This window comes from Paenibacillus sp. J14 (assembly GCF_000518465.1).
In the GTDB taxonomy this organism is placed as follows: domain Bacteria; phylum Bacillota; class Bacilli; order Paenibacillales; family Paenibacillaceae; genus Fontibacillus; species Fontibacillus barengoltzii.
In genome coordinates this window covers 22,190-42,677 of record NZ_JADQ01000044.1, presented here as the reverse complement: position 1 = coordinate 42,677, position 20,488 = coordinate 22,190, and the positions used below count along the sequence as shown (strand labels likewise).

The 20,488-nt window shown below is 51.8% G+C and carries 24 protein-coding genes; 7 read left to right on the top strand and 17 right to left on the bottom strand.

The window, feature by feature from the left end; all coding sequences use genetic code 11:
• The 4 genes from M891_RS0116255 to M891_RS25865 all read left to right on the top strand — a co-directional run.
• On the top strand, positions 1-303 hold a 303-nt coding region (locus tag M891_RS0116255), incomplete at its 5' end, for an IS3 family transposase (RefSeq protein WP_028539566.1).
• A 212-nt stretch (positions 304-515) separates the two neighbouring features.
• A complete protein-coding gene (locus tag M891_RS26185) occupies positions 516-716 on the top strand; it encodes a helix-turn-helix domain-containing protein (protein ID WP_016313423.1) in 201 nt (66 codons plus the stop codon).
• A gap of 431 nt (positions 717-1,147) precedes the next feature.
• Positions 1,148-1,654: a recombinase family protein gene (locus M891_RS25370; protein ID WP_016313424.1), complete on the top strand. Its 507-nt coding sequence runs from the start codon at positions 1,148-1,150 to the stop codon at positions 1,652-1,654.
• Positions 1,624-2,109: a hypothetical protein gene (locus tag M891_RS25865; RefSeq protein ID WP_016313425.1), complete on the top strand. Its 486-nt coding sequence runs from the start codon at positions 1,624-1,626 to the stop codon at positions 2,107-2,109. The genes M891_RS25370 and M891_RS25865 overlap by 31 nt, the downstream gene beginning before the upstream one ends.
• 8 nt (positions 2,110-2,117) lie before the next feature.
• On the opposite strand, the gene rlmD is transcribed toward M891_RS25865, so the two are convergent.
• The 4 genes from rlmD to M891_RS0116220 all read right to left on the bottom strand — a co-directional run bounded on the left by rlmD (position 2,118) and on the right by M891_RS0116220 (position 6,621).
• Positions 2,118-3,680 carry a 23S rRNA (uracil(1939)-C(5))-methyltransferase RlmD gene (rlmD, locus tag M891_RS24060; protein ID WP_051417051.1) on the bottom strand — a complete coding sequence of 521 codons (1,563 nt, stop codon included), beginning with the start codon at positions 3,678-3,680 and terminating at the stop codon, positions 2,118-2,120.
• An 887-nt stretch (positions 3,681-4,567) separates the two neighbouring features.
• Positions 4,568-5,449, bottom strand: a complete 882-nt coding sequence (locus M891_RS0116230; RefSeq protein ID WP_016313427.1) for a diacylglycerol kinase — start codon at positions 5,447-5,449, stop codon at positions 4,568-4,570.
• Between the two features lie 28 nt (positions 5,450-5,477).
• Positions 5,478-6,263 (bottom strand): sirohydrochlorin chelatase, encoded by a 786-nt coding sequence (locus M891_RS0116225; protein WP_028539564.1) that lies wholly within the window; start codon positions 6,261-6,263, stop codon positions 5,478-5,480.
• Between the two features lie 67 nt (positions 6,264-6,330).
• Complete coding sequence (locus tag M891_RS0116220) at positions 6,331-6,621, bottom strand: YerC/YecD family TrpR-related protein (RefSeq protein ID WP_009224548.1); 291 nt, start codon at positions 6,619-6,621, stop codon at positions 6,331-6,333.
• Between the two features lie 347 nt (positions 6,622-6,968).
• Here M891_RS0116220 and M891_RS0116215 point away from each other — a divergent pair, with 347 nt between their 5' ends.
• Positions 6,969-7,484, top strand: coding sequence for a hypothetical protein (locus M891_RS0116215; RefSeq protein ID WP_016313429.1), 516 nt, complete (start codon positions 6,969-6,971; stop codon positions 7,482-7,484).
• An 89-nt stretch (positions 7,485-7,573) separates the two neighbouring features.
• Here M891_RS0116215 and M891_RS0116210 read toward each other — a convergent pair whose 3' ends face one another.
• From M891_RS0116210 to M891_RS0116200, 3 genes are all read right to left on the bottom strand, one after another.
• Positions 7,574-8,563, bottom strand: coding sequence for an inorganic phosphate transporter (locus M891_RS0116210; protein ID WP_028539562.1), 990 nt, complete (start codon positions 8,561-8,563; stop codon positions 7,574-7,576).
• Positions 8,564-8,647: 84 nt separating this feature from the next.
• Positions 8,648-9,262, bottom strand: a complete 615-nt coding sequence (locus M891_RS0116205) for a DUF47 domain-containing protein (protein WP_028539561.1) — start codon at positions 9,260-9,262, stop codon at positions 8,648-8,650.
• A gap of 197 nt (positions 9,263-9,459) precedes the next feature.
• The gene (locus M891_RS0116200; RefSeq protein WP_028539560.1) at positions 9,460-10,536 is read right to left on the bottom strand and encodes a DUF3048 domain-containing protein; all 1,077 of its coding nucleotides are present in this window, start codon (positions 10,534-10,536) and stop codon (positions 9,460-9,462) included.
• 172 nt (positions 10,537-10,708) lie between these two features.
• On the opposite strand from M891_RS0116200, the gene M891_RS0116190 reads away from it, so the two are divergent.
• Complete coding sequence (locus tag M891_RS0116190) at positions 10,709-11,191, top strand: DoxX family membrane protein (RefSeq protein WP_028539559.1); 483 nt, start codon at positions 10,709-10,711, stop codon at positions 11,189-11,191.
• Between the two features lie 98 nt (positions 11,192-11,289).
• On the opposite strand, the gene M891_RS0116185 is transcribed toward M891_RS0116190, so the two are convergent.
• From M891_RS0116185 to M891_RS0116175, 3 genes are all read right to left on the bottom strand, one after another.
• On the bottom strand, positions 11,290-12,078 hold the full coding sequence (locus M891_RS0116185; protein ID WP_028539558.1) for a DODA-type extradiol aromatic ring-opening family dioxygenase: 789 nt from the start codon (positions 12,076-12,078) through the stop codon (positions 11,290-11,292).
• A 111-nt stretch (positions 12,079-12,189) separates the two neighbouring features.
• Positions 12,190-13,014 (bottom strand): alpha/beta hydrolase, encoded by an 825-nt coding sequence (locus M891_RS0116180; protein WP_028539557.1) that lies wholly within the window; start codon positions 13,012-13,014, stop codon positions 12,190-12,192.
• A gap of 133 nt (positions 13,015-13,147) precedes the next feature.
• Positions 13,148-13,369: a hypothetical protein gene (locus tag M891_RS0116175; protein WP_028539556.1), complete on the bottom strand. Its 222-nt coding sequence runs from the start codon at positions 13,367-13,369 to the stop codon at positions 13,148-13,150.
• A gap of 262 nt (positions 13,370-13,631) precedes the next feature.
• On the opposite strand from M891_RS0116175, the gene M891_RS0116170 reads away from it, so the two are divergent.
• On the top strand, positions 13,632-14,381 hold the full coding sequence (locus M891_RS0116170; RefSeq protein WP_028539555.1) for a DUF1129 family protein: 750 nt from the start codon (positions 13,632-13,634) through the stop codon (positions 14,379-14,381).
• Positions 14,382-14,449: 68 nt separating this feature from the next.
• Here M891_RS0116170 and M891_RS0116165 read toward each other — a convergent pair whose 3' ends face one another.
• The 7 genes from M891_RS0116165 to M891_RS0116130 all read right to left on the bottom strand — a co-directional run bounded on the left by M891_RS0116165 (position 14,450) and on the right by M891_RS0116130 (position 20,387).
• Positions 14,450-15,208, bottom strand: a complete 759-nt coding sequence (locus M891_RS0116165) for a hypothetical protein (RefSeq protein WP_028539554.1) — start codon at positions 15,206-15,208, stop codon at positions 14,450-14,452.
• A complete protein-coding gene (locus M891_RS0116160; protein ID WP_028539553.1) occupies positions 15,209-15,904 on the bottom strand; it encodes an ABC transporter ATP-binding protein in 696 nt (231 codons plus the stop codon).
• A gap of 16 nt (positions 15,905-15,920) precedes the next feature.
• Positions 15,921-16,295, bottom strand: a complete 375-nt coding sequence (locus M891_RS0116155; protein WP_016313440.1) for a GntR family transcriptional regulator — start codon at positions 16,293-16,295, stop codon at positions 15,921-15,923.
• A gap of 47 nt (positions 16,296-16,342) precedes the next feature.
• Positions 16,343-17,107 (bottom strand): ABC transporter permease, encoded by a 765-nt coding sequence (locus tag M891_RS0116150; protein WP_028539552.1) that lies wholly within the window; start codon positions 17,105-17,107, stop codon positions 16,343-16,345.
• Complete coding sequence (locus tag M891_RS0116145) at positions 17,100-18,068, bottom strand: ABC transporter ATP-binding protein (protein WP_051417048.1); 969 nt, start codon at positions 18,066-18,068, stop codon at positions 17,100-17,102. The genes M891_RS0116150 and M891_RS0116145 overlap by 8 nt, the downstream gene beginning before the upstream one ends.
• 680 nt (positions 18,069-18,748) lie before the next feature.
• Positions 18,749-20,011 carry a threonine ammonia-lyase IlvA gene (gene ilvA / locus M891_RS0116135; protein WP_028539549.1) on the bottom strand — a complete coding sequence of 421 codons (1,263 nt, stop codon included), beginning with the start codon at positions 20,009-20,011 and terminating at the stop codon, positions 18,749-18,751.
• 154 nt (positions 20,012-20,165) lie between these two features.
• Positions 20,166-20,387 carry a hypothetical protein gene (locus M891_RS0116130; protein ID WP_028539548.1) on the bottom strand — a complete coding sequence of 74 codons (222 nt, stop codon included), beginning with the start codon at positions 20,385-20,387 and terminating at the stop codon, positions 20,166-20,168.
• Positions 20,388-20,488 lie beyond the last annotated feature (101 nt).

Here is a 20,488-nt window from a genome sequence, read left to right as displayed (position 1 = left end):
CTGCATCATTCGGATCGCGGCAGCCAGTACGCTTCTCATGACTACCAGGCGCGGCTGCGCACCTACAAGATGAAAGGCAGTATGAGCCGCAAAGGGAACTGCTACGATAATGCGTGTATTGAATCGTTCCACAGTGTGCTTAAGAAAGAACTTGTCTACTTGGAGAAGTTCAAAACACGCAAGCAAGCCAAGAAACGCATTTTTGAATATATTACCTGCTTCTACAATGGAAAACGAATCCATTCCGCGATTGGGTATTCTACGCCCAATGAGTGCGAACGTATGTACCGATCTGCCGCATAATTTTCTCGATTCTTTGTGTCTACTCTATTGACAGAGGTACAATCCCGTTTAACACCATGTACTCAAACTCACTAGATACCATCATTAATAGTTACTTTCGCTTTCTCGCGTTATTTACAGATATATGCGGTTGAAATCTTTACCCATTCTTCGTTAAGTCATGACACTTCTGTTCTTATACTGTTATCGACTAAATCTAAGGTGGTGATAGCATGATTATCCGAAGCGACAGGCTGATGACGATTGATGAAGCGGCTTATTATTTGAACCTTTCGCCGCGAACAATTTACAGGAAAATATACGAGGGTGATCTCCTTGTTTATAAGGTCGGGGGAGTTTGGAGAATGGAACCTCTACTCGTTTACAAGTATTCGCGGCAAAACAAAAGAACAAGAGTGATTCAAAATGGATAACAATTACACTTTATCGGAAATTGCAAGAGAACTATCTTCGATTGCTTGATGATGCTAAGAAGAAAAAGTTCGATGTCGTCATCGCAAAAGCGGTTTCACGGTTGGGTAGAAATAGTATTAACAGTATGAATACCGCTTGAGCTTGAGAGAAATAACATCCGTCTTATCTTGCCCGAAGATGGATACGACACCAAATCGAGTAATAGCAGGCTAACTTTCAATTTGAGAGCCGTTCTAGCAGAGAAAGAATCTAGCATTGTCCAATAGGATTAAGTGAGGGCTAAAATCCAGCGCAACTCAAGAAAACCGAGTTGTAACTGTACCTCCATTTGGTTATCGTACAAATCTCGTTACTAAGAAGTGGAGATTGATGAAACAGCCGCCCCCATCGTCAAGGAGATTTCAGACTTTACTTGCATGAGGGATGGGGAATGTTCAGCATTAGTAACCTCCTTATGCGAAGGGGAATACCGACACCTAGAGCAAATTCAGGGGCGGCAGACGCAGGACAGAAGTGGCATCAAAATACGATTAAAGGCATCTTGACCAATCCAGTTTATACAGGTAAACAAGTGTTCCACAGGGAGGAAACAACACGTATATTAGCCGCTTCTGAAACTTACAAGGTAAGACGTAAGGTCAACGAAGAAGAACAGGTTTTCATTGAGAACTCACATCCTGCTCTTATATCAGAGGATGACTTTAATGTCGTTCAAGAACTGATGAAAAAGAAGGGCAAGCATAAGAGCAATGGCAAAGAGAGCTTGTTCTCATATATCGATAAATGTCCTGATTGTGGGAGCGGTATGCACTTTAAGCCTGATAGACGAAAGGGTGCTTACGTCTGTGGCGGCTACGTAAAGAGTACACTTCTTCGTATTGCTCTTCTCACATCATCGAGGAGATGGTGCTATTACAAGCTGTCAAGGATGACCTAAAAGCCATAATTAACGATTCGGTGAAGATTGAGAACCTATACGGAATTGCAGAGGAAAAAGCCTTGGCTATTCAATCTCACGTTCAGAGGGAACTGAAACGTGTAGAGAAACAATTAGCAGAACTTGATAATCGTTTCGATAAACTGCTGTCTTTACATGTTGAGGAAGCTATAACAACCGACCAGTTCAAGCATCAGAAAGAGCGCAATGCCCATCAACAGCAATTACTTCATAATAAGAAGGCTGAACTCATATTAGCCTTAGAAGAAGGAAAGAACCTCGCGGAACGTAAAGAAGCCTTTAGAAAGGAAGTTGAACGCTTCATTGACCTCGACATTAGCGATGAACAGGTATTGAAGCAAGTCCTCCAAAGGCTTATCCAAACAATCGAAGTATTCGAGGATGGAAAGATTAAGATTAACTACAACCTTTCCCATACTCTCCCCTCGAATTAAGATACAGTTTACTTAGCTGTATCTTTTCTTTCAAGTCTTACTGTACACTCAACATGCACCGAATGCGGGAACATATCCACCGGCGTGACCTCAACGGTCCGATACCCGCCGTCCTCCAGGATGCGCAGGTCGCGAGCTAGCGTCGCTGGATTGCACGATACGTAAACTACGCGCTCGGGCTTCATCTCAAGGATCGTCTCCAGCAGACGCGGGTCGCAGCCTTTACGGGGCGGGTCGACGACGATGACGTCAGCTTCGATGCCCTGCTCTTTCCAGGCGGGGATCACGTCTTCGGAGGCACCGACCTCAAAGGTGACATGCTCCATCCCGTTCAGCTGGGCGTTGACGCGAGCGTCTTCGATCGCCTCTTTGACAATCTCCACGCCGTACACCCGCTTCGCATGTTGCGCCAGGAACAACGAGATCGTGCCAATGCCGCAATAAGCGTCAATGACGGTCTCTTGACCGGTCAGACCAGCATATTCAACCGTTTTGCCGTAGAGGACTTCTGTCTGGATCGGGTTCACTTGGTAAAAAGAACGCGCCGAGATCGCAAACTTCACGTCTCCGATATAGTCATAGATCACTTCGCGCCCCCACAGGACGCGGGTTACGTCTCCGAAGATTACGTTCGTCTGCCGTGTATTGACGTTCTGGCAGATGCTCACCACGGACGGGAGTTCTTCGCGGATCGCCGCGATCCATTCGTCTTCACGAGGGATCCGATCGCCGTTGGTGACCAGCACCAGCATCATTTCTCCGGTGCGGAAGCCCACCTTCACGACGACGTGGCGCAGCAGGCCCTGGCCGGTCTCTTCGTCGTAGGCGGTGATGCCCAGGCGGCGGCCGATGGCTTTGACGCGGCGGATCACCTCATCGTTGCTCTCGTGCTGAATGAGGCACGTCTCCATATCGATGATGCGATGGCTGCCGCGGGCGTAGAAGCCGCCGACCAGGGCACCGTCGACGACGCCGACGGGCACCTGCGCCTTGTTGCGGTAGCGCCAAGGCGTCGCCATGCCGATCGTCGGTCGCACGACGACGGCAGTGTCCCCGCCCGCCGCGTGCTCCGCGGCGCGGCGGGCGGCATCGGCGGCAGCGCCGGCGTCGCCGCTGCCGCCTGCCGCTGGCGCGCCCGTACCCGGCGCGCCCTCTGCCACGCGCAGCTTGCCGATGCGCTCCAGCACGTCGACGACGTGCTGGAGCTTCCACGCGAGCTGCGCGTCATAGCTCAAGTGCTGCAGCTGGCAGCCGCCGCACTTGTCGTAGATCGGACAGGGCGCGGCCACCCTGTCCGGACTCGCCTCAACCACGTCAAGCAGTTTGGCATAGCCATACTGCTTCTTCGTTTTGAGCACCTTGACCCGGGCTTTCTCGCCCGGCAAGGCGCCGGCGACAAACAGCGTGTAGCCCTCCACCCGGCCCACGCCTTCCCCGTCGTGGTTCATCCCGATGATGTCGATGACGACCTCATCATTCTTCACGACGGGAAGACCCGCCAGCGCGGCTTCAGACGCGCGGCTCCCGGCGCGCCCAACAGGCCGCGCGCTGACAGGCCGTTCCGCAGCCACGGCCGCACGTCCCCGCGGTGGAAGACTCGCCGAGGAAGCTTCCCCTCGTCCGCCGCGGTTGCCTTTCCCGCCGCCAGCTGCTTTTTGTCCTTGTCCCCGAGGGCTGCCTACCCGCCCCGCTTCCGGACGACGATAGTTATTCCGTTGCTTCTTCATCATGGACTCCTTCTATGTTCAACTGAACCGGTTACTCCAACTTGGCATCATCTCATCCAGTTCACGTGATCTACTGTAATTCAAAACTCTCGATATACTTTAATCCTGTACTCTAAATCCTTGCATAAGGTAAGACCATCCGTTCGACGTTAACACACCTGTTTCAGCCCACCCATCAAACAACTAACGGTAAATCCTCCATCTAATTTACCCCGTTTGGGCCATTTTCGCAAAAATAACGGGAAATCGTACAGCTAATTTGGCCCATTTCCCCTGTTTTCAGCAAAGCCTGCGGAATTAACTGTACTTTTTCCAGCTAATCCACGCCAAACCCACAGTTACTCCAAAAATAACGGTAGAATTTCCACTTATTTCGCATTGCCACCACTTCGAACGCTGACCGCTATGCGCTATCCAAACTCCATTCGTACCATTGTGTCAGTTTAAACGTGGTGTGAGGCACGATAGGAAACCACGCAGCAGCGCGTCGAGACAAAACGAGACATAAAGGGTATGTGCCAAGGCAAGGAGTCCTCCTTAAGCCACAGATAGCTGCCTGCGGCCAGGGGACGGAGAGCAGCCTTAAGGCACTAACGGCTCTCGCCCCAACCAAATCAAATCCCCCGCCAACCCGGCGGGGGACCTCACAACCTCAGCTTCCTGATGATGTGCCTCAGGCAACCCTGTAAATTACTGTCTAAGCCTATGAATCACGGACGGATATCGAGAATTCAAGCAAAAATCCGCAAATGCTGCGGCAAAATCTCGAATACGCCGGGCAATTCGCCGCCCAGCTCGCCGTCGAGATTGAGCAGCACACGGCCGGGTGAGGTGACTTCCATGCGCCGCGTCTTGAAGTGAATGACGTGCGAGTCGCCTAAATGATCGCCGCGCAACGCCATCGTCACCAGGCGGATAAATTCCGCCAGGTTGCACTTCTTGAGCGCGATCACATCCAGCAGCCCGTCGTCGATCCGCGCATCCGGCGCCAGCTTCTCGAAGCCGCCAACAGAGTTGCTGTTGGCAATCAAGAACAGCATGAACTCGCCTTCTATGATCTCGTGCCCTTCCGCATCGATAATCAACTTCGTTGGCGACAAGCTGGCCATTTTCTCGATGCCTTTCATATAGTAGGCTAGCTGCCCAATCAGCGTCTTAAGTCGGCTCGGCACCTCATACGTCAGCTCGGTCAACTTGCCGCCGCCGGCGATATTGATGAAATGTCGGCCGTTCACTTTGCCGATATCGATCGGTCTGGTTTTATTCTCAATGACCAGGTCGCAATAATCCTCCCAACGCCGAGGAATTCCCATGGCACGGGCAAAATCATTTGTCGTACCAAGCGGAAACACCCCTAGCGGAGGCAAATCACTCTTCCCAGCCATGCCGTTCACAACCTCATTCAGCGTCCCGTCACCGCCGGCCGCAATAATGATGTCGTATCCGCGTTCGACCGCCAAAGCCGCCTCGCGCGTCGCATCGCCTTCCCCGGTCGTCGCATGACACGACGTCTCGATGCCGCCCTGATCCAGACGCTCCAGCACATCCGGCAGGAGACGGCGCATCTCTTCTCGTCCCGAGGTTGGATTATAAATCAACCTAGCTCTTTTCATCTTCCTAACGCCACCTGAACTCATAATGTCAACCTATCACTGATCCCATTATATTCAATATTTGTTGCGACATCCAGCGAGCCATCAAAGGGTGGGGCAGCAGCGCCTCTCCCGAATAACGATGAGCCAGCCCCTTCAGCCGCTCAGGAATCGTGACCTTCGTAAAATATCCGGCGCTCAGGAAAAGCGGAGCCACAATCACGTCCATTCCCCGTTCTGACCAATCACGGACTTTGGCCGATACGCTGTCCGGATTCAGAAGCGCATAATCGGCCCCGCCTGCGAGGCCGGCCAGCTCCGCACATTGCGCCGCCAGCGAGGCAATTCCGCGCTCCCACCGCTGCAAGAAGCCGGGATGATTACTGCCGTGTCCCACGAGAAGCAGCACTTCACGCTCCGGCCGTACGGACAGCCCCTTCACTTTGTCCCACACCATCTCAGCGACCAGCGGACCATCATCGATAGGATCGCCAAAAAACACCCGAGCGGAAACCCGAAAACGTTCCAGGTCGGTTTCCTTCTCCGGTGCATCTTTCACCCCAAGGGCATAAGCGATTTCATCGATATGGGTACTTCCTGAGGACACGAATAAGGGAATGACGATCATGTCCGTCACTCCCTGACCTTCCAGCTGATCGATGCCGTCCTGAATCAGGCGGCCTTCCACCGTTTCGAGGAAAGCACAGGCGAGCGGAAGCCCGGCGGGCAAATCGTCCGCCGCTTCCGCGACCGCCGCCTCCACTAGAGCTACCCAGTGCTCATCTGGGGAGCCGTGGCTGATGACAAGCACACCCGGTTTCTTGGCGTTCTCCATTGGGAGCATCTCCCGGCCATCGTCCGCCACCCTCATCGACCTTGCTTGAATTTCGTCTGTCATAAGCTTAGCGACCTAAACGGTCAAGCGCCATTTTGTAGCCGTCGTTGCCGTAATTTAGGCAGCGCTTTACCCGGGATATGGTCGCCGTGCTGGCTCCGGTTTCTGCTTCAATCTGGTTGTATGTGTTGCCTTTGCCCAACATTCGGGCGACTTCCAGACGTTGCGACAAAGACTGAATTTCGTTAACGGTGCACAGGTCATCAAAAAAGATGTAGCATTCCTCGATGTTCTTTAACGTTAAAATGGCTTCAAATAATTGATCAATCGTTTTGTCATTTAATTTCTTCAGCTGCACTGAATTATCATCCCCTACCGTTACTGTACCACACCCCCATTGTACCCGAGGGGCGTACTCCTTTTCAAGCATTAACGATTTCACGCATCACAGAAAGAACGCCCAAATTCCGCGAACGCCCACCAGAACCGGGACATTCGTCCATACGCAAGGCAGGGCGGGCACATACAGTATAGTAATACAAACGCCTAGCCAGGGATCATCACGCCGATCTCACCATCCGCGCGTGTCCCCTTCGGCGGATGTCATTTCGCTCCTAGGTCTTGTCTCGGGAGGGCGGACAAGAAGGAAACGGGCCTTACGGTCAGCCTGCCCGGGCAAAATATCCGAAAAGGAAAGTGATACCCATGCCTCATAACTATGATTCCCGCCAGGGTCCGGTGCCCCCGTTCCATCCGTACACCCATTTTTACCCGGGGGTGAATCCGTACGAAATTAAAGCGGAGGCTTCCTCGCTGGTTCCTTATTCTCCGCCGACACCCACACCGACCCAGGCGCCAACACCTACCCCGGCTGCGACAACCACGCCAAAAGCCGGCGGTCTGTCCTTGCCCAGCTTAAGCGACTTGAAAGGCATCGTCGACCGCATGGGCGGGATCGACGGCATCTTGGCAACGATGGGCCAGGTGCAGAAAGTTATGCAGACCGTACAACAATTCGCCCCGATGGCGAAGCTGCTTACCTCGCTCTTGCCCGGCGGCAAAAGCAGACCTGGCAGCCTCGGCCGGGACGATTACCCGCCCCGCCGCCGCAAATCCAATCGCAAGAAAAGCGGCAGCCGTACCGGATCTGGCCGCAGTGGTAAACGCTCCGCAACCGGCAAATCCAGCAAGTCGGTTAAATCGGGAAAACGCCGCCGTTAACCCGGCGGCGGCTTTATTTTTACTTGGCTACCCAGCACCAAATCTAACCCCAAAAAAAGCCAATCCTCAACAGATTGGCTTAACTCCATTTAGAACAACAATTTATAGATTAACCCCGCCATGACAAACACAATCGGAATCGTAATTACCCAGGCAATCACGATGCGCCCAGCCATCGACCAACGTACGGCAGAGAACCGTTTAGCAGCACCTACACCAAGGATAGACGAGGTGATCGCATGTGTCGTGCTGACCGGCAAATGGAACAACGTGGCTCCGAAAATAACCGATGCAGCGGAAATATCTGCGGCAAAACCATTGATCGGTTCGATTTTAAAAATCTTCGTGCCCATCGTCTTGATGATTTTATAACCGCCCACCGATGTCCCCAGCGCCATTGCCGTTGCTGCGGCCAGCTTAACCCACAACGGTACCTCCATATGATCTTGGAAATCTGCCGTGACCAAGGCGAACGTAATAATCCCCATCGCTTTCTGCGCATCGTTGGTGCCGTGCGTGAAGCTTTGGATCGCTGCGGTTACGATTTGCATCGACCGGAAGCCTTTGTTCACCGTATGCGGGCTACGCCGGGCAAAGATCCATTTCAACAAGGTCATGATGATATAACCAATCACAAAAGCGATGATTGGGGAGAACACCAGCCCTTCCACAATCGTCGTAAATCCGCTCCAGTTCAGCTTGTCCCCCCCAGCACCAACGTAGACCGCCCCAGCTAAGGAACCGATCAGCGCATGGGAAGAAGACGACGGAATGCCAAACCACCAAGTAATGAGGTTCCAAATAATTGCCGATAGCAGCGTGGCGATCAGGACTTCCAGACCATTATCCAGCTTTGCCGGATCGGCGACACTGCCCCCGATCGTTTTGGCGACCCCCGTAAACATGATAGCACCTAAGAAGTTCATGACCGCAGCCATCATGATGGCGGTACGCGGCTTCAGTGCCCGTGTAGATACTGAAGTCGCAATCGCATTGGCCGTATCATGAAACCCGTTAATGAAGTCGAATGCCAACGCCAGTATGATAACGATAAGCATAATCATTAAACTCGTATCCATAACATTTTTGCACAGATGGCTATCTCTCTATGTAAATCCGCGCAATTCCAACCTCCCGAACATCAAATATATAGTGAAGTTATCTTAAGAATTACGCATGATGATGGATTCCAGCATGTTGGCAACCTTCTCGGCGGCGTCGGTTGTCGTCTCCAGCCGTTCGTAAATCTCTTTCTTCTTGATTAACTCAATCGGATCGGTAACTTTCATGAACAGTTCCTTGATGCAAATCCGCAGCAGCTCATCGCCTTGATTCTCCAGGTCGTTGAGACGAATCGTATATTCGCGGATCGCCAACAATTTTTTCTGGGACAGCAAATGAATCGCCTTTTGAATCTCATACGCCGAGTTACGCATAATTTCGGCAAAGCGCGCAATATATTCATCCGGCCCGTTCAAATTGTACATAAAAAAACGGGATGTCGTAGCTTCCAAACCGTCGATCACATCGTCGAGGGCGGTAATCAGATGCATAATGTCGTCACGCTCGATGGGCGTAATAAACGTTTTGTTCAATTCCACGATGATTTTATGGGTGTAACCATCACATTGGGATTCGAACTCCTTCATCTTCTTGGCGAAGGCTTCAACGTCCTTGAAGTCCGCGACCTGCTGAGCGAAATAGTCCGCCGAATGCACGATCGTATCTGCCATATCCTCTAACGTCTGGAAAAAGATATCTTTCTTCTTCAGTCGCATCAGTATCCCCTTTTCTCTCCATAAGGTAGTTCTTGTGGTTGATGTTTTTACACAACCTTGAATATCTTATCACAACTGCATCACAGATAGGAAATATTGTCGCAAACATTTCACCTTCATGCGCTTATATTTCCCCTTATTCTCCCAGAGTTATCCTTTAATCGCCCTGGAAATACAAAATCTGCCTTTCTTCTCCTTTACTCTGCCTTTACATGACTGGCGAAATCCGGCGTATTGGGGACGATATGAATAAAGGTTTGGCCCGGCACCATAGGGATCTCCGCGTTATCCTTAATGAACCGGATCATATCGCCTTCCTTGCGGATCCAGTTGGCCTGAATGACTTTGCCTTGCTGGAACAATATCGCTTCACCGCCCAGTTCCAGTCCTACTTCCAGACGGCCGACATCGTCCAGCACCCGGTGGTCTGCCCCCATAACGACGACATTCGCAGCGGTTAATGGATCGCCCGTCTCCAGATCGGTGTGAGGCTCGCCATTGATGAACCGCTTGTAAAGCCCGGACGCCGCATCATATTCGTAACCCACCCGGTAGCTGTCCAGTTGAAACTTAATCTCCACGTGATTTGCGGTCTCCAGGGAATCCGAATGTTCATTTTCCTTATAAAAGAGATACCCCGGCACCGCCGTATCCTCCGTGGTATACCCGCGCTTCGCGGCGCCTTCCAGCAGCTTCTCTACGTTGGAATACAAATTGTGCGGAGCCTTCCGGGACTTGTCCCGCCAGAAATAAGCGCCGGCGTTTGTGATCTCGTCCAGATCCTCTTTATGCTGTCTTTGCAGGATCGCAAACGCTTCGTTGCTCGCCCCGGCATGCACCAACACCCCGTGGTAGCTCTCGCCCAAATCGATCATGTACGGGCGAATGCTGCGAATCGGGCCGATCTTGGCATTGTCCGCTTGACTGTGGAAGATGGATACAAGCCGCGTGACTCCGCCTTCCGCCAACACCTCGTATACAACATCGGCATCGATTAACCCCGATTGCGGGCGGGCTGCCGGCGCATTGTTAATCATAATGGCAAGCGGTCTGCGGGTCAGCGGCTCCTCGAGCGGCAATCCCGTCAACGGAGCCGTATAGGCAGGCGCCGCCGGTTCGGGTTCAGGATTGTCCTCCGGGGTCTCCGTCAGTTGCGGCGGAGCGTTGGTATCCGCAGGCGCGGCGGGCTCCCCGACCTTCCCGCACGCGGAGAGCATCATGATAAGCAAGAATAAGAGCAGCAGCCAACTTAACTTCAATGATTTCAAAGGCATGTCCTCCGTCAAAATTCTTAAGTTTTTTACATTATACGTTGAATTCCTCTTTTGGGGGAAGCCGGAACCAAGCAAACTTCTCCGCAATCTCCTTTATTTCATCTTAATTCTTGAATTGGGGTTTAAAATCGAGCTCTTCATCTGAATACTACAGGAAAGGAGAGATGAAGAGATGATCGTAAAATGGTTAAGGGAGAGCCTTGTTGCCTCTTGGCTCCTCTTGCTGTTCAGACTATATGTTGGTTATGAGTGGCTTACTTCCGGTTGGAGCAAAGTTACCGGTGGATTTGATGCCGCTGGATTTCTAACAGGCGCATTGGCCAAGAGCGGCGGCGACCATCCCGCGGTGCAAGGCTGGTGGGCATCTTTTCTCGAGCATGTTGCTATGCCAAATGTCGGGTTGTTTAATATCCTTGTCCCTTACGGCGAGGTGCTCGTCGGACTGGGCTTAATTCTGGGCGGTTTTACTTGGCTGGCGGCCTTCTTTGGCATGGTCATGAACTTTGCCTTCCTGTTCTCCGGTACCGTAAGTACGAACCCGCAGCTGCTGTTTCTCCAAATCTTTATCGTCGTCGCCGGCACGAACGCCGGGCGGATCGGATTGGACTTCTTCATCCAGCCTCACTTCCGCAACCGCTATGGACGGCGGCGTTAACCGGTCACAACTTCAAAAAAAAAAAGCGCAGACCCCAACCCTTGAGGTTCTGCGCTTATTTATATGGATCGGTCGTTCTGAACCAGGTCAATTCCCCGTCAACGACCGCCAAACTTCCAGCAGTTTAAGCTAAGGCTGCCGTATTGATAATCCTGAAACAATTTCACAGCATGCCGTTCATCGTCTGCCGCCCCCATGGCGTAGAAGAGCGGAACAAAATGCTCCCGTCCATACGAAGGGATCGCCATTCGGACATGCGGGGCTTTGCGGTCATAATCAAAGAGCTGCCGCAAGTCCCAGTTCTCCAGCTGCTGGCCGATCCAATCGTCAAACTCCACGGCCCACGCTGCCGGTTCTCGGCCTTCCCAGTCGAGCAAACGAAGATTATGAACAAGTCCGCCGCTGCCGATGACCAGAACGTTCCGTTGCCGCAGCTCTGTGAGCATTTTGCCGATGGCATACTGCTCTTCCGGCTCGCGTTTGGCGTCCACTGACAAGGCTACGACAGGGATATTGGCAGACGGATACATCAGCCGCAGCACTACCCAGGCTCCATGGTCCAGGCCTCTGCCGGTTGATGCTTTGTAAGGCAGATTGTGTGCTCGAAAAATCGCCTCGATCTCTTCACTAAGCTCAGGGCTGCCCGGGGCAGGGTACTCGATTTCATACATCTCTTCCGGGAAGCCGTAGAAATCGTGCATCGTCGTATGCTTCGCATCCGTTGAGACCCATTGATCCGGAGCATCCCAGTGCGCCGAGAAGACTACAATGGCATCGGGCGGCTCCAGCATTTCCTGACCTAGACGGTGAAGAAAATCCGTATACGCGTTCTTCTCAATCGCTAATGTAGGCGATCCATGTGCAATAAACAATGCAGGCTGAGACATCTCCCAAACCTCCCTACGCCAAAAAATGGTTACACCTTCATTGTATCCATCCCCAAAGGATTTTACCAGTTTTTGTACGCGTGGGTTTGACGTTGTTCGCCTTTAATGATCTTAAATCATCCAATGCTGCCACTCTGACTGCAGAGCTTCCAAACCTCCTAGCCATTCCTTGGTCTTCCGGATGACCTGTTGCTGATGATCACCGGATGAAAACGTGTGATTGCCTTGGAAAATAATCTCCTTATCGCAGCGCCCTTCGGGACGCATCCAGAATACCTTCTGATATAAGAAAGCATAATCCGCCGGAATAATATCGTCTGAGGTTCCATGCACCACCAAGACGTCACCAGCAAATTTAACGGCTTCCTGGAACGGTTGATATTCACCCAGCGAATCAAAAAAATTCGGCGTTAGGCCATAACCCAAATAGTCGGCGCTTCCTTGCTTGACCGCTCGGTCATAGAGATCGCGTCCAGTGATTTTCACAATGTCGCTGAACGGATAGCCCACCGCCGACCATAGGACAAGGTTCTTTACACGCCGATCGCGAATTGCGGTCAAGAGAGCGATCAACCCGCCAAGGCTATGTCCAAGCAACGATACCCGGGTCGGATCAACGTCAAATGCGCTTAAGCCATAATCCAGCACCGAACGGGTTTGGGCGATCATCGACTCCACGCCATGATCGCCGTAAGAACCTGTGCTTTCGCCGCATCCGAGATAGTCGAAGCGAAGTACGAGGAAGCCGTCAGCTGCAAGCTCCCTTGCAGTCTTGACAAATAAACGGTCGACTCCAATACGACTGCCTACAAATCCGTGGCAGATGACGACCAAGGGAGCGCGATGGCAGCGCCCCCCTTGTTTGTTCTCGGCCGGGTAATGTATGCTGGCCGCAAGCTGTTCTTCTCCATGATTGATCACGATCTGTCTTTCCATACCCCGTCTCCTCCCCGTACTTCGGCAATGATATATGCTTTAAATCCGATAAGTTTAATATGATTTAAACTCATCTTATCATTACCTGAGCCGAGGTGTCAATCGGATCGCTGAACAATCGCAAGAAACTCACTTACTCATAAGATTGGCGGAAGTAGGCATGGGTCGTAACCCGGCCCTCCCATTCTTTCATAAACCGGTGATTCCCCAGATCCCCTTCCTCACATGCCTCGTCATCCCCGCATAACATGGCGATTTCTTCATCGCTCTCATTGGTTACGACTTCTTCCAGGCTTCCCCGAGAGTTGCTGTTCAGCAAATACCTCCGGGTCAGCTCCGATTCAAATTTTCCCATGGCTCTGCCTCCCGCAACTTTAGAATGATGATGTGCAAACCGGCCTGTCAGGCATCAAATCCAAATTTAGCCTGAGGCCTTCGCCTGCCGTTTTGCTTAGGAACTAGTTTTTGGTGGGAAGGACGCTTTTTATTCCTGGTTCAAGGAATGTTCATAATCCATTAGTTCTGTTTCCCTTCCACTTCTGCCGTGCCTTGGTCCCTTGCGAATGGGACAATCTATGCAGTATACTACGGAAGAAACTGGGAGGAGAGATACTACCATGTACATCCACGAAATGATCGGCGAAACCAAACGGCTGCGACAGCAAATGACGCCGGAGAACGAAGCGTATTTCGGGGAAATGGTCTTGTACTTCCGTTCCGGCTCCAGCTCGCTTAGTGAGGCCAAGGGGGAAGAGCTCCTGCTAGACATTGCCCGGCAAATCATCAAGAACCAAGCCAAAGGCATTTCGGCGGCAGAACGCTTCGGCCCCGATCCAAAGGCTTATTGCGCAGAGCTGGCGGAGGACGTAAAGACACGGAAGCCCCGAACGCTGAAGGACAAAATCAAATATTATACGATGATCCCCTGGGTAGCTTTGACCTGGGTCTTCTTTATTTATATGATCACCGGTTTCTTCAGCAAATGGTTTGGCGGGGAGCTCGAGTATACCCTGATCAGCACCTCCTCGCTGTTGATTATCGCCGTTCTGTCGATTGTATTGGTTGAGCTGGTCACTCGCTTCCTTGGGCAAAGCTCCAAGGCCAATGAAGGTCAAGAGCCTGCCGGAGAAGCAAGACCAGCAGGGCCCGGAGCGAAACCAGGCATGCCGCCCAACGCGGGGCCGCGCGGCTTTAACCTCCGTGCGTTCGGCACTTACATCGCCGTTGCCGCCGTGTTGATCGTTGTGGGCACCGTATTAAATCGAATCATGCCGTCGTTTACCGTTTCACCTTGGGACAGCCTGATCTTGTTTGCCGTGGGACTGGCTGGGCAAATTTTCTTTTTTGGTCGCCGCTCGAAAAATTAAACAAAAAAAGCAAGAGCCGCATCCCCCAACTATGAGGAAGATGCGGCTTTTGCTTAATCTTAAGGAGATCAAATCTCAATCCGTTTCTTGAGTAAATACGTGATCGCGTAAAACATCAATACGGCTACAACCACTTCAAGCAGGAAAGGCCCGAGCGGGAGCAGATTTACCGATTCCCTCGTCACTGCGCCGTTCTCCTCGGCCATCCCAATCTGAATGATCCCGAAATTAGCAAAGGTACTATTGGTGCCTTTAAAAAGCAAGCCTTCCACCCAAGACATCCCGTTCTGAATGACGAAGAAGGAAAGGATGCCTACCCAGGTCCCGGCTTTGCCACGGATGCTGACGCTGGCGCCAATCGTGATCGCCATAAAAATCGTCAACACCAGCAGTGTATACATCCAAACGATGCTCAAAATAATGAGCACCGTGTTCCCGAACCCCGTGGTCCCGATCTGAACAAAATCGATCTGTACTTGAGCCACCCGATAATAGATCGCCGCATGAATCAAGACAATGGCCCCGATGATCAGCGCCACAAGCCAACTGAACACAAGCGAGGAGAGAATCGTCCATACCGGATGCAAGGGGAGCAGACGGCGATGATAGGCTTTGATATTGTAGGCAAAAGTTTTACAGGACTGCACGAGCATGAAAATGACAGCCGTAAAATACAGAACAAGGGATAAGCCAAAGATGGTTTCTGCATCCCACTGGCGAAGGTTACCTGTGATCGACAGAAGGACTTGCAAGATCACCAAGACAGCGAATAGTCCCAGCACGGTATTGGCATTTTGTTTGATATCGTACTTCAGCAGCTTCATCATTTATGCGAACACCTCTCTGAACATGTCATCGACGCTCTTGCCATAGCGAATCCGCAAATTCTCTACTTCCTCCTGCATAACAACCTCGCCGCTGCGAATAAAGATGACCTCATCGAAAATCCGCTCAATATCCGAAACCAGATGGGTAGAGATAATGAGGCTGCTCTCTTCGTTATAAAACTCCACAATTGCGTCCAATATTTTAGTCCGGGCCACCGGGTCCACCCCGCCGATCGGCTCATCGAGCAGATACAGCTTGGCATTTCTCGATAACGTTAACGTCAGCTGAAGCCGTTCGTTCATGCCCTTCGACAGGGAGCTGATTTTATCCTTCTCATTCAGATTCATGAAGTCGAGCATTGTGCCTGCCTTCTCCTCATCGAAATCCGGGTAGAAATCACGATAAAATCCAATCGCATCCCGCACCTTCATCCACGATTCCGTTAATGGTCGATCGGGCATGAAGGAAACTAACGATCTTGTCGCTAGTCCCACCGGCGTTCCGTCCACTGACACCTTACCTGCCGAAGGATGAATCAGGCCGGCGGCGATTTTCATCAGCGTGCTTTTGCCGCTTCCATTCGTGCCAAGCAGGCCAACGATTTTTCCTTTATCGACGCTTAGGGACACCCCATGCAATGCCTTTTTGCTGCCGTACGATTTAGATACACCTTGTACTTCCAGTAGCGGTTTCATTGATGGTTGCCCTCCTTTAGCGTCGCTCATTAGCCTTCATAGCGTCGGCGACCAGCGCCGCAATATCCTCGTTACTGAAGCCCAGCTCCTGCATGCCTCCGATAAAGCGATCCAGCAGCTCGCCGGCCATTTCTTTTTTGATGGTCATAATTTTCGATTCCTCGCTTGTCACGTATCTTCCGAGTCCGCGTTTCGTTTCCACGATGGCTTCACGCTCCAATTCCTGAAAAGTCCGCTGCACGGTATTCGGATTAATTTGCAGCTCGGCCGCAAGCTCGCGGACCGACGGAATTTTGTCACCGGCCTTCAGTCGGCCGGTGACGATCTCTCTCTTTAAATAATTCATAATTTGCAGATAGATCGGCAGATTATTATCAAATTCGATGCTCACGTTCCCTTGGCTCCTTTCCGCCGTGCCGCCGTTCATGATTCTACCGGTCAAGCGACATCCCGTTTTTTAAACGTAACAAAGCTTACTGCAAGAAACAAGACCAAATAGGCGGCGATCACCACGGAGGAGAAGGTTAATGTCATGCCCGGCATCGGCGGATTACCGTTGAGATATACCGACAAATCAGCGTTGGCGAAGATGAGGTACTTGGCGAAGGCGTATCTCGAAAGCAAGGCCACCACCAGCTCCTCCAGCACAACAAGGAACATGCCGATTCCGATCGTCGCTCCGGTGGAACGAGTAAGAATGCTTGCTAGGAAAGTGATCGTAACGTAAACCACGGTATAGATGAACGAATACAAGGTGTTGGTTAGCACTTCGCTCCAGCTGATTCCCTGTACGCTGGCAGATCCGAACCCGTAGACCAACCCTCCGCCCAACAGGGCAACCGCCAGGGAAAAGACGAAGAGCGACAGCGTAAACAGCAGCACAGCCACGTATTTCGAGGCCAAGATCCGGCTGCGGCTCTGCGAGCGGATCAGCAACAGCTTGATCGTACCAAGACTGTGTTCCTTCGCCACAATCCCCGCGGTGCAAATAATGACCAGCAACGTCGTCATTTGACCCAAGCCGTTTCGGGCAATGGCCATGGATGCGAAATCAAGGAACCCTAACTTCTCCTGCGAGAAAGCGTACATCATGTATAGCATCCCGGCAATCGCCGCGGCGATCAAGGTATAGGGAACGATAAAGCTTTTTTTCTTAGACATCTTCAACCATTCGTTCACAACAAGTGGAGTAAATTTACGCAATTTGATTTCCTCCCGTCCATTTCAAGAATTCGTCTTCCAGGGATTGCTTCACTTCTTCAATCCGGTAGATGGCGATGCCTTCGCTGCCCAGCGCGCTCACGACGCGTGGGATATAGCTGTCGCGCACGGCGACCGTCACTTCGTTCCGTTCTGGGGACATTCCCAGCAGGCGGATTTCTTCCATCCGGATGAGCCGAGTTTTGGCCGCTTCGACATCGCCGACCCGGAACGTCACATTCACCCGTTCCTCGGTTTTCTCAACCGGCTCACCCAAGGCGCGTTCGGTCACGAACTTCCCTTCCTGAATGACGACCACGCGGCTGCACATCAGCTCCATTTCGGCCAACAAGTGGCTGGAGACCAGAACGGCAATCCCTTCTTCAGCCGCAATACGCTTCAGATAGTCACGCATTTCCCGAATCCCCGCCGGATCTAGCCCGTTGGTTGGCTCATCGAGAATCAGAATCGATGGCCGATGTAACAAAGCTTGTGCGATGCCCAAGCGCTGACGCATACCTAGCGAGTACGCTTTGACACGTTTTTTCATCGCCTTCTCCAAGCCTACCAATCGGGTGACTTCTTGAATCCGCTCCTCCGTAATCCCTTCACTCATTCGTGCGTACTGCTTCAGATTGTCATATCCCGTCATGTACGGGTAAAACTCCGGATTCTCAATAATCGCGCCGACATGGGCGATCGCTTGCATGAAATGATTTCGGATGCTATAACCTTTGATCTTCACATCGCCTTCAGTCATTCCGATTAGACCCACGATCATCCGAATCGTGGTCGTCTTCCCGGCACCGTTAGGTCCGAGCAGACCTACGATCTCTCCCCGCCGAATTTCGAAAGACAGCTTATCGACCAGCCGTTTGTTACCAATCGCTTTCGTCACTTTTTGTACCGACAAGACGACGGGCTCATGCCCTTGTCCCTGCGATTTCACCGCAGCTGCTCCCATGCCTTGAGCAGTATTTCCAATCGATTGTTGTTGCACGTACCTTCACTCCTTTATTTGATCGATGATCGCAAATGCGATACTGAAATGCTTTGCTTGCGTCTGAATCTGATGATGTGTAACGTGTTCGATTCCATGGTTTCGATATCGTTGTATTGGTGTGATAGTTAAATAGTACACTAGGATATTAGTGTTGTCAACAAGGACGAAATCATATTTTTTCGACATTCAACGCTAATGGAACGTAGCGACGTTATTTACAATTTCCCGCGGTATTTCCCGAGCTAACGGAACGAAGAGGCCTTATTAAGCGAAAAAGAGCCCTGTGAAACGATGATCCGTTCAAATAGCGCACCTGAGTTCCGTTAGAAACCGATGAGTACCTTGTGACTTTGGAATAAGGTCAGTACGTTCCGTTACCGCGTCGGTCACCGGCTCGCTCCTCGTCTTCCCCCGCTCGAACCCGGCCCGGACAACCAACCCGGACACCGGCTGGGATCCGAACCCGACCTGTTCCCGTGCCTTGGCCCAACCTGACCTATTCTTGAACCGAGGCCCGACCATACCGTTCCCAATCCATACTTCGCCCCTTCCCGCTCAAACTTCCATGCATATCAAAAAGCCCTCCTCGACCAAAGTCGAAGAGGGCTGCTCGCCTCTATATAAGGTTTTTCACTTCCAGCTTAAATCAGTAAATTAAACAAATTCAAATCCCGATTCAGCTCGGTATATACGATGCCTTTCGCAGACATACGTCCGATCAACGGTTCATAATCGGCTTTATCGCTCAGCTCGATGCCAACCAAAGCTGGGCCGTTCTCTTTGTTATGCTTCTTCGTGTACTCGAACCGCGTGATGTCGTCGTTTGGCCCCAGCACCTCTTCCAGGAATTCGCGAAGCGCTCCGGCCCGCTGCGGGAAGTTAATTAAGAAATAGTGCTTCAGCCCTTCATAGATCAGCGAACGTTCCTTCATTTCCTGCATCCGGTCGATGTCGTTGTTGCCGCCGCTGATTACGCAGACGACCGTCTTCCCGCGAATTTGGTCGCGGTACATGTCCAGCGCCGAGACAGGGAGCGCCCCCGCTGGTTCGACGACGATGGCACTATCGTTGTACAGCTCCAGAATCGTCGTACATGCCTTGCCTTCCGGAACTTGAACGATGTCGTCCAGAAGGTTTGCGCAAATGTCGTAATTCAAATCGCCAACTCGCTTCACCGCCGCGCCGTCCACAAATTTATCGATTGATTCCAACGTGACAACCTGCTTCTGTCTTAACGCTTCCGTCATGGACGCCGCACCGGATGGTTCAACACCGATGATCTTCGTATCGGGGCTTACTGTTTTCAAATAAGTGCTAATGCCCGACACCAACCCGCCGCCGCCAATGGTGACGAAGACATAATCTGCAGGTACGGTCAAGCTTTCCATGATTTCCATGCCAATCGTCCCGTTTCCGGCAACAATCTTCGGATCGTCAAACGGGTGGATGAACGTCATCCCGCCTTCCTGGCAAGCTTTCATCGCCTCCGCATAAGCATCATCGTAAGTGTCGCCGATCAGAACGACCTCCACGTGCTCGCCGCCAAATCTTTTAACCTGGTTGATTTTCTGGTTGGGCGTCGTACTGGGCATATAGATTTTCCCCTGAATGCCTAGCGCATTGCAGGAGAAGGCTACCCCCTGCGCATGGTTGCCGGCGCTCGCGCACACAATGCCTCGCTTCAAATCCTCCGGCTGCAGGCTGCGGATCATGTTGTATGCCCCGCGTATCTTGAAGGAGCGTACGACCTGCAGATCCTCTCTTTTTAAATAGACATTGCACTCATATCTAGCCGATAACGTTGCGTCGAGCTGCAACGGAGTTCGAATAACTACTTCCTTCAGCACGTGATGCGCTTTGACGATGTCTTCCATGCCTACCGTTTGTCGTTCCGCCTGATTCATCTATTTCTCCTCGCTTTAACTGAGTTCTCTCATTCTTATAAAGTTACACCTGAAACCGCCTCCGGTTCAAGTTATTTTGTCCTGTCAGGGAAACGCCCCTCCGGACGGGCAGATATTCCCGGCTCGGAAGGGCGTTTACGTTCAAACCTATAGCTTAACGTTTCTTTGGTATTAGACGGTCATCGGTATGACCTTTCGAGTTCGTCTCTTGGGCCAGCTCGGTCAGCTCCCATTCCATCGTGCCGTACACGGGATCGGAAGGGAACTCCTCGCCTTTTTGCAAATAGACTTCCCGTCCCAGTTCATCCCGGTATACGCCGTCGACTTCCACTTCTTCGCGCGAGACCGGGAGCATTCCCTTCATTTTGTCGCTCATGATGATGCCGCCTCCCATTCGAGTATTCCAGGGACTTTCGTAAAGAGAATCCCCAATATCCCTTAACATGCTCGAATCGGCAGCGGATTATCCTAGCCGGA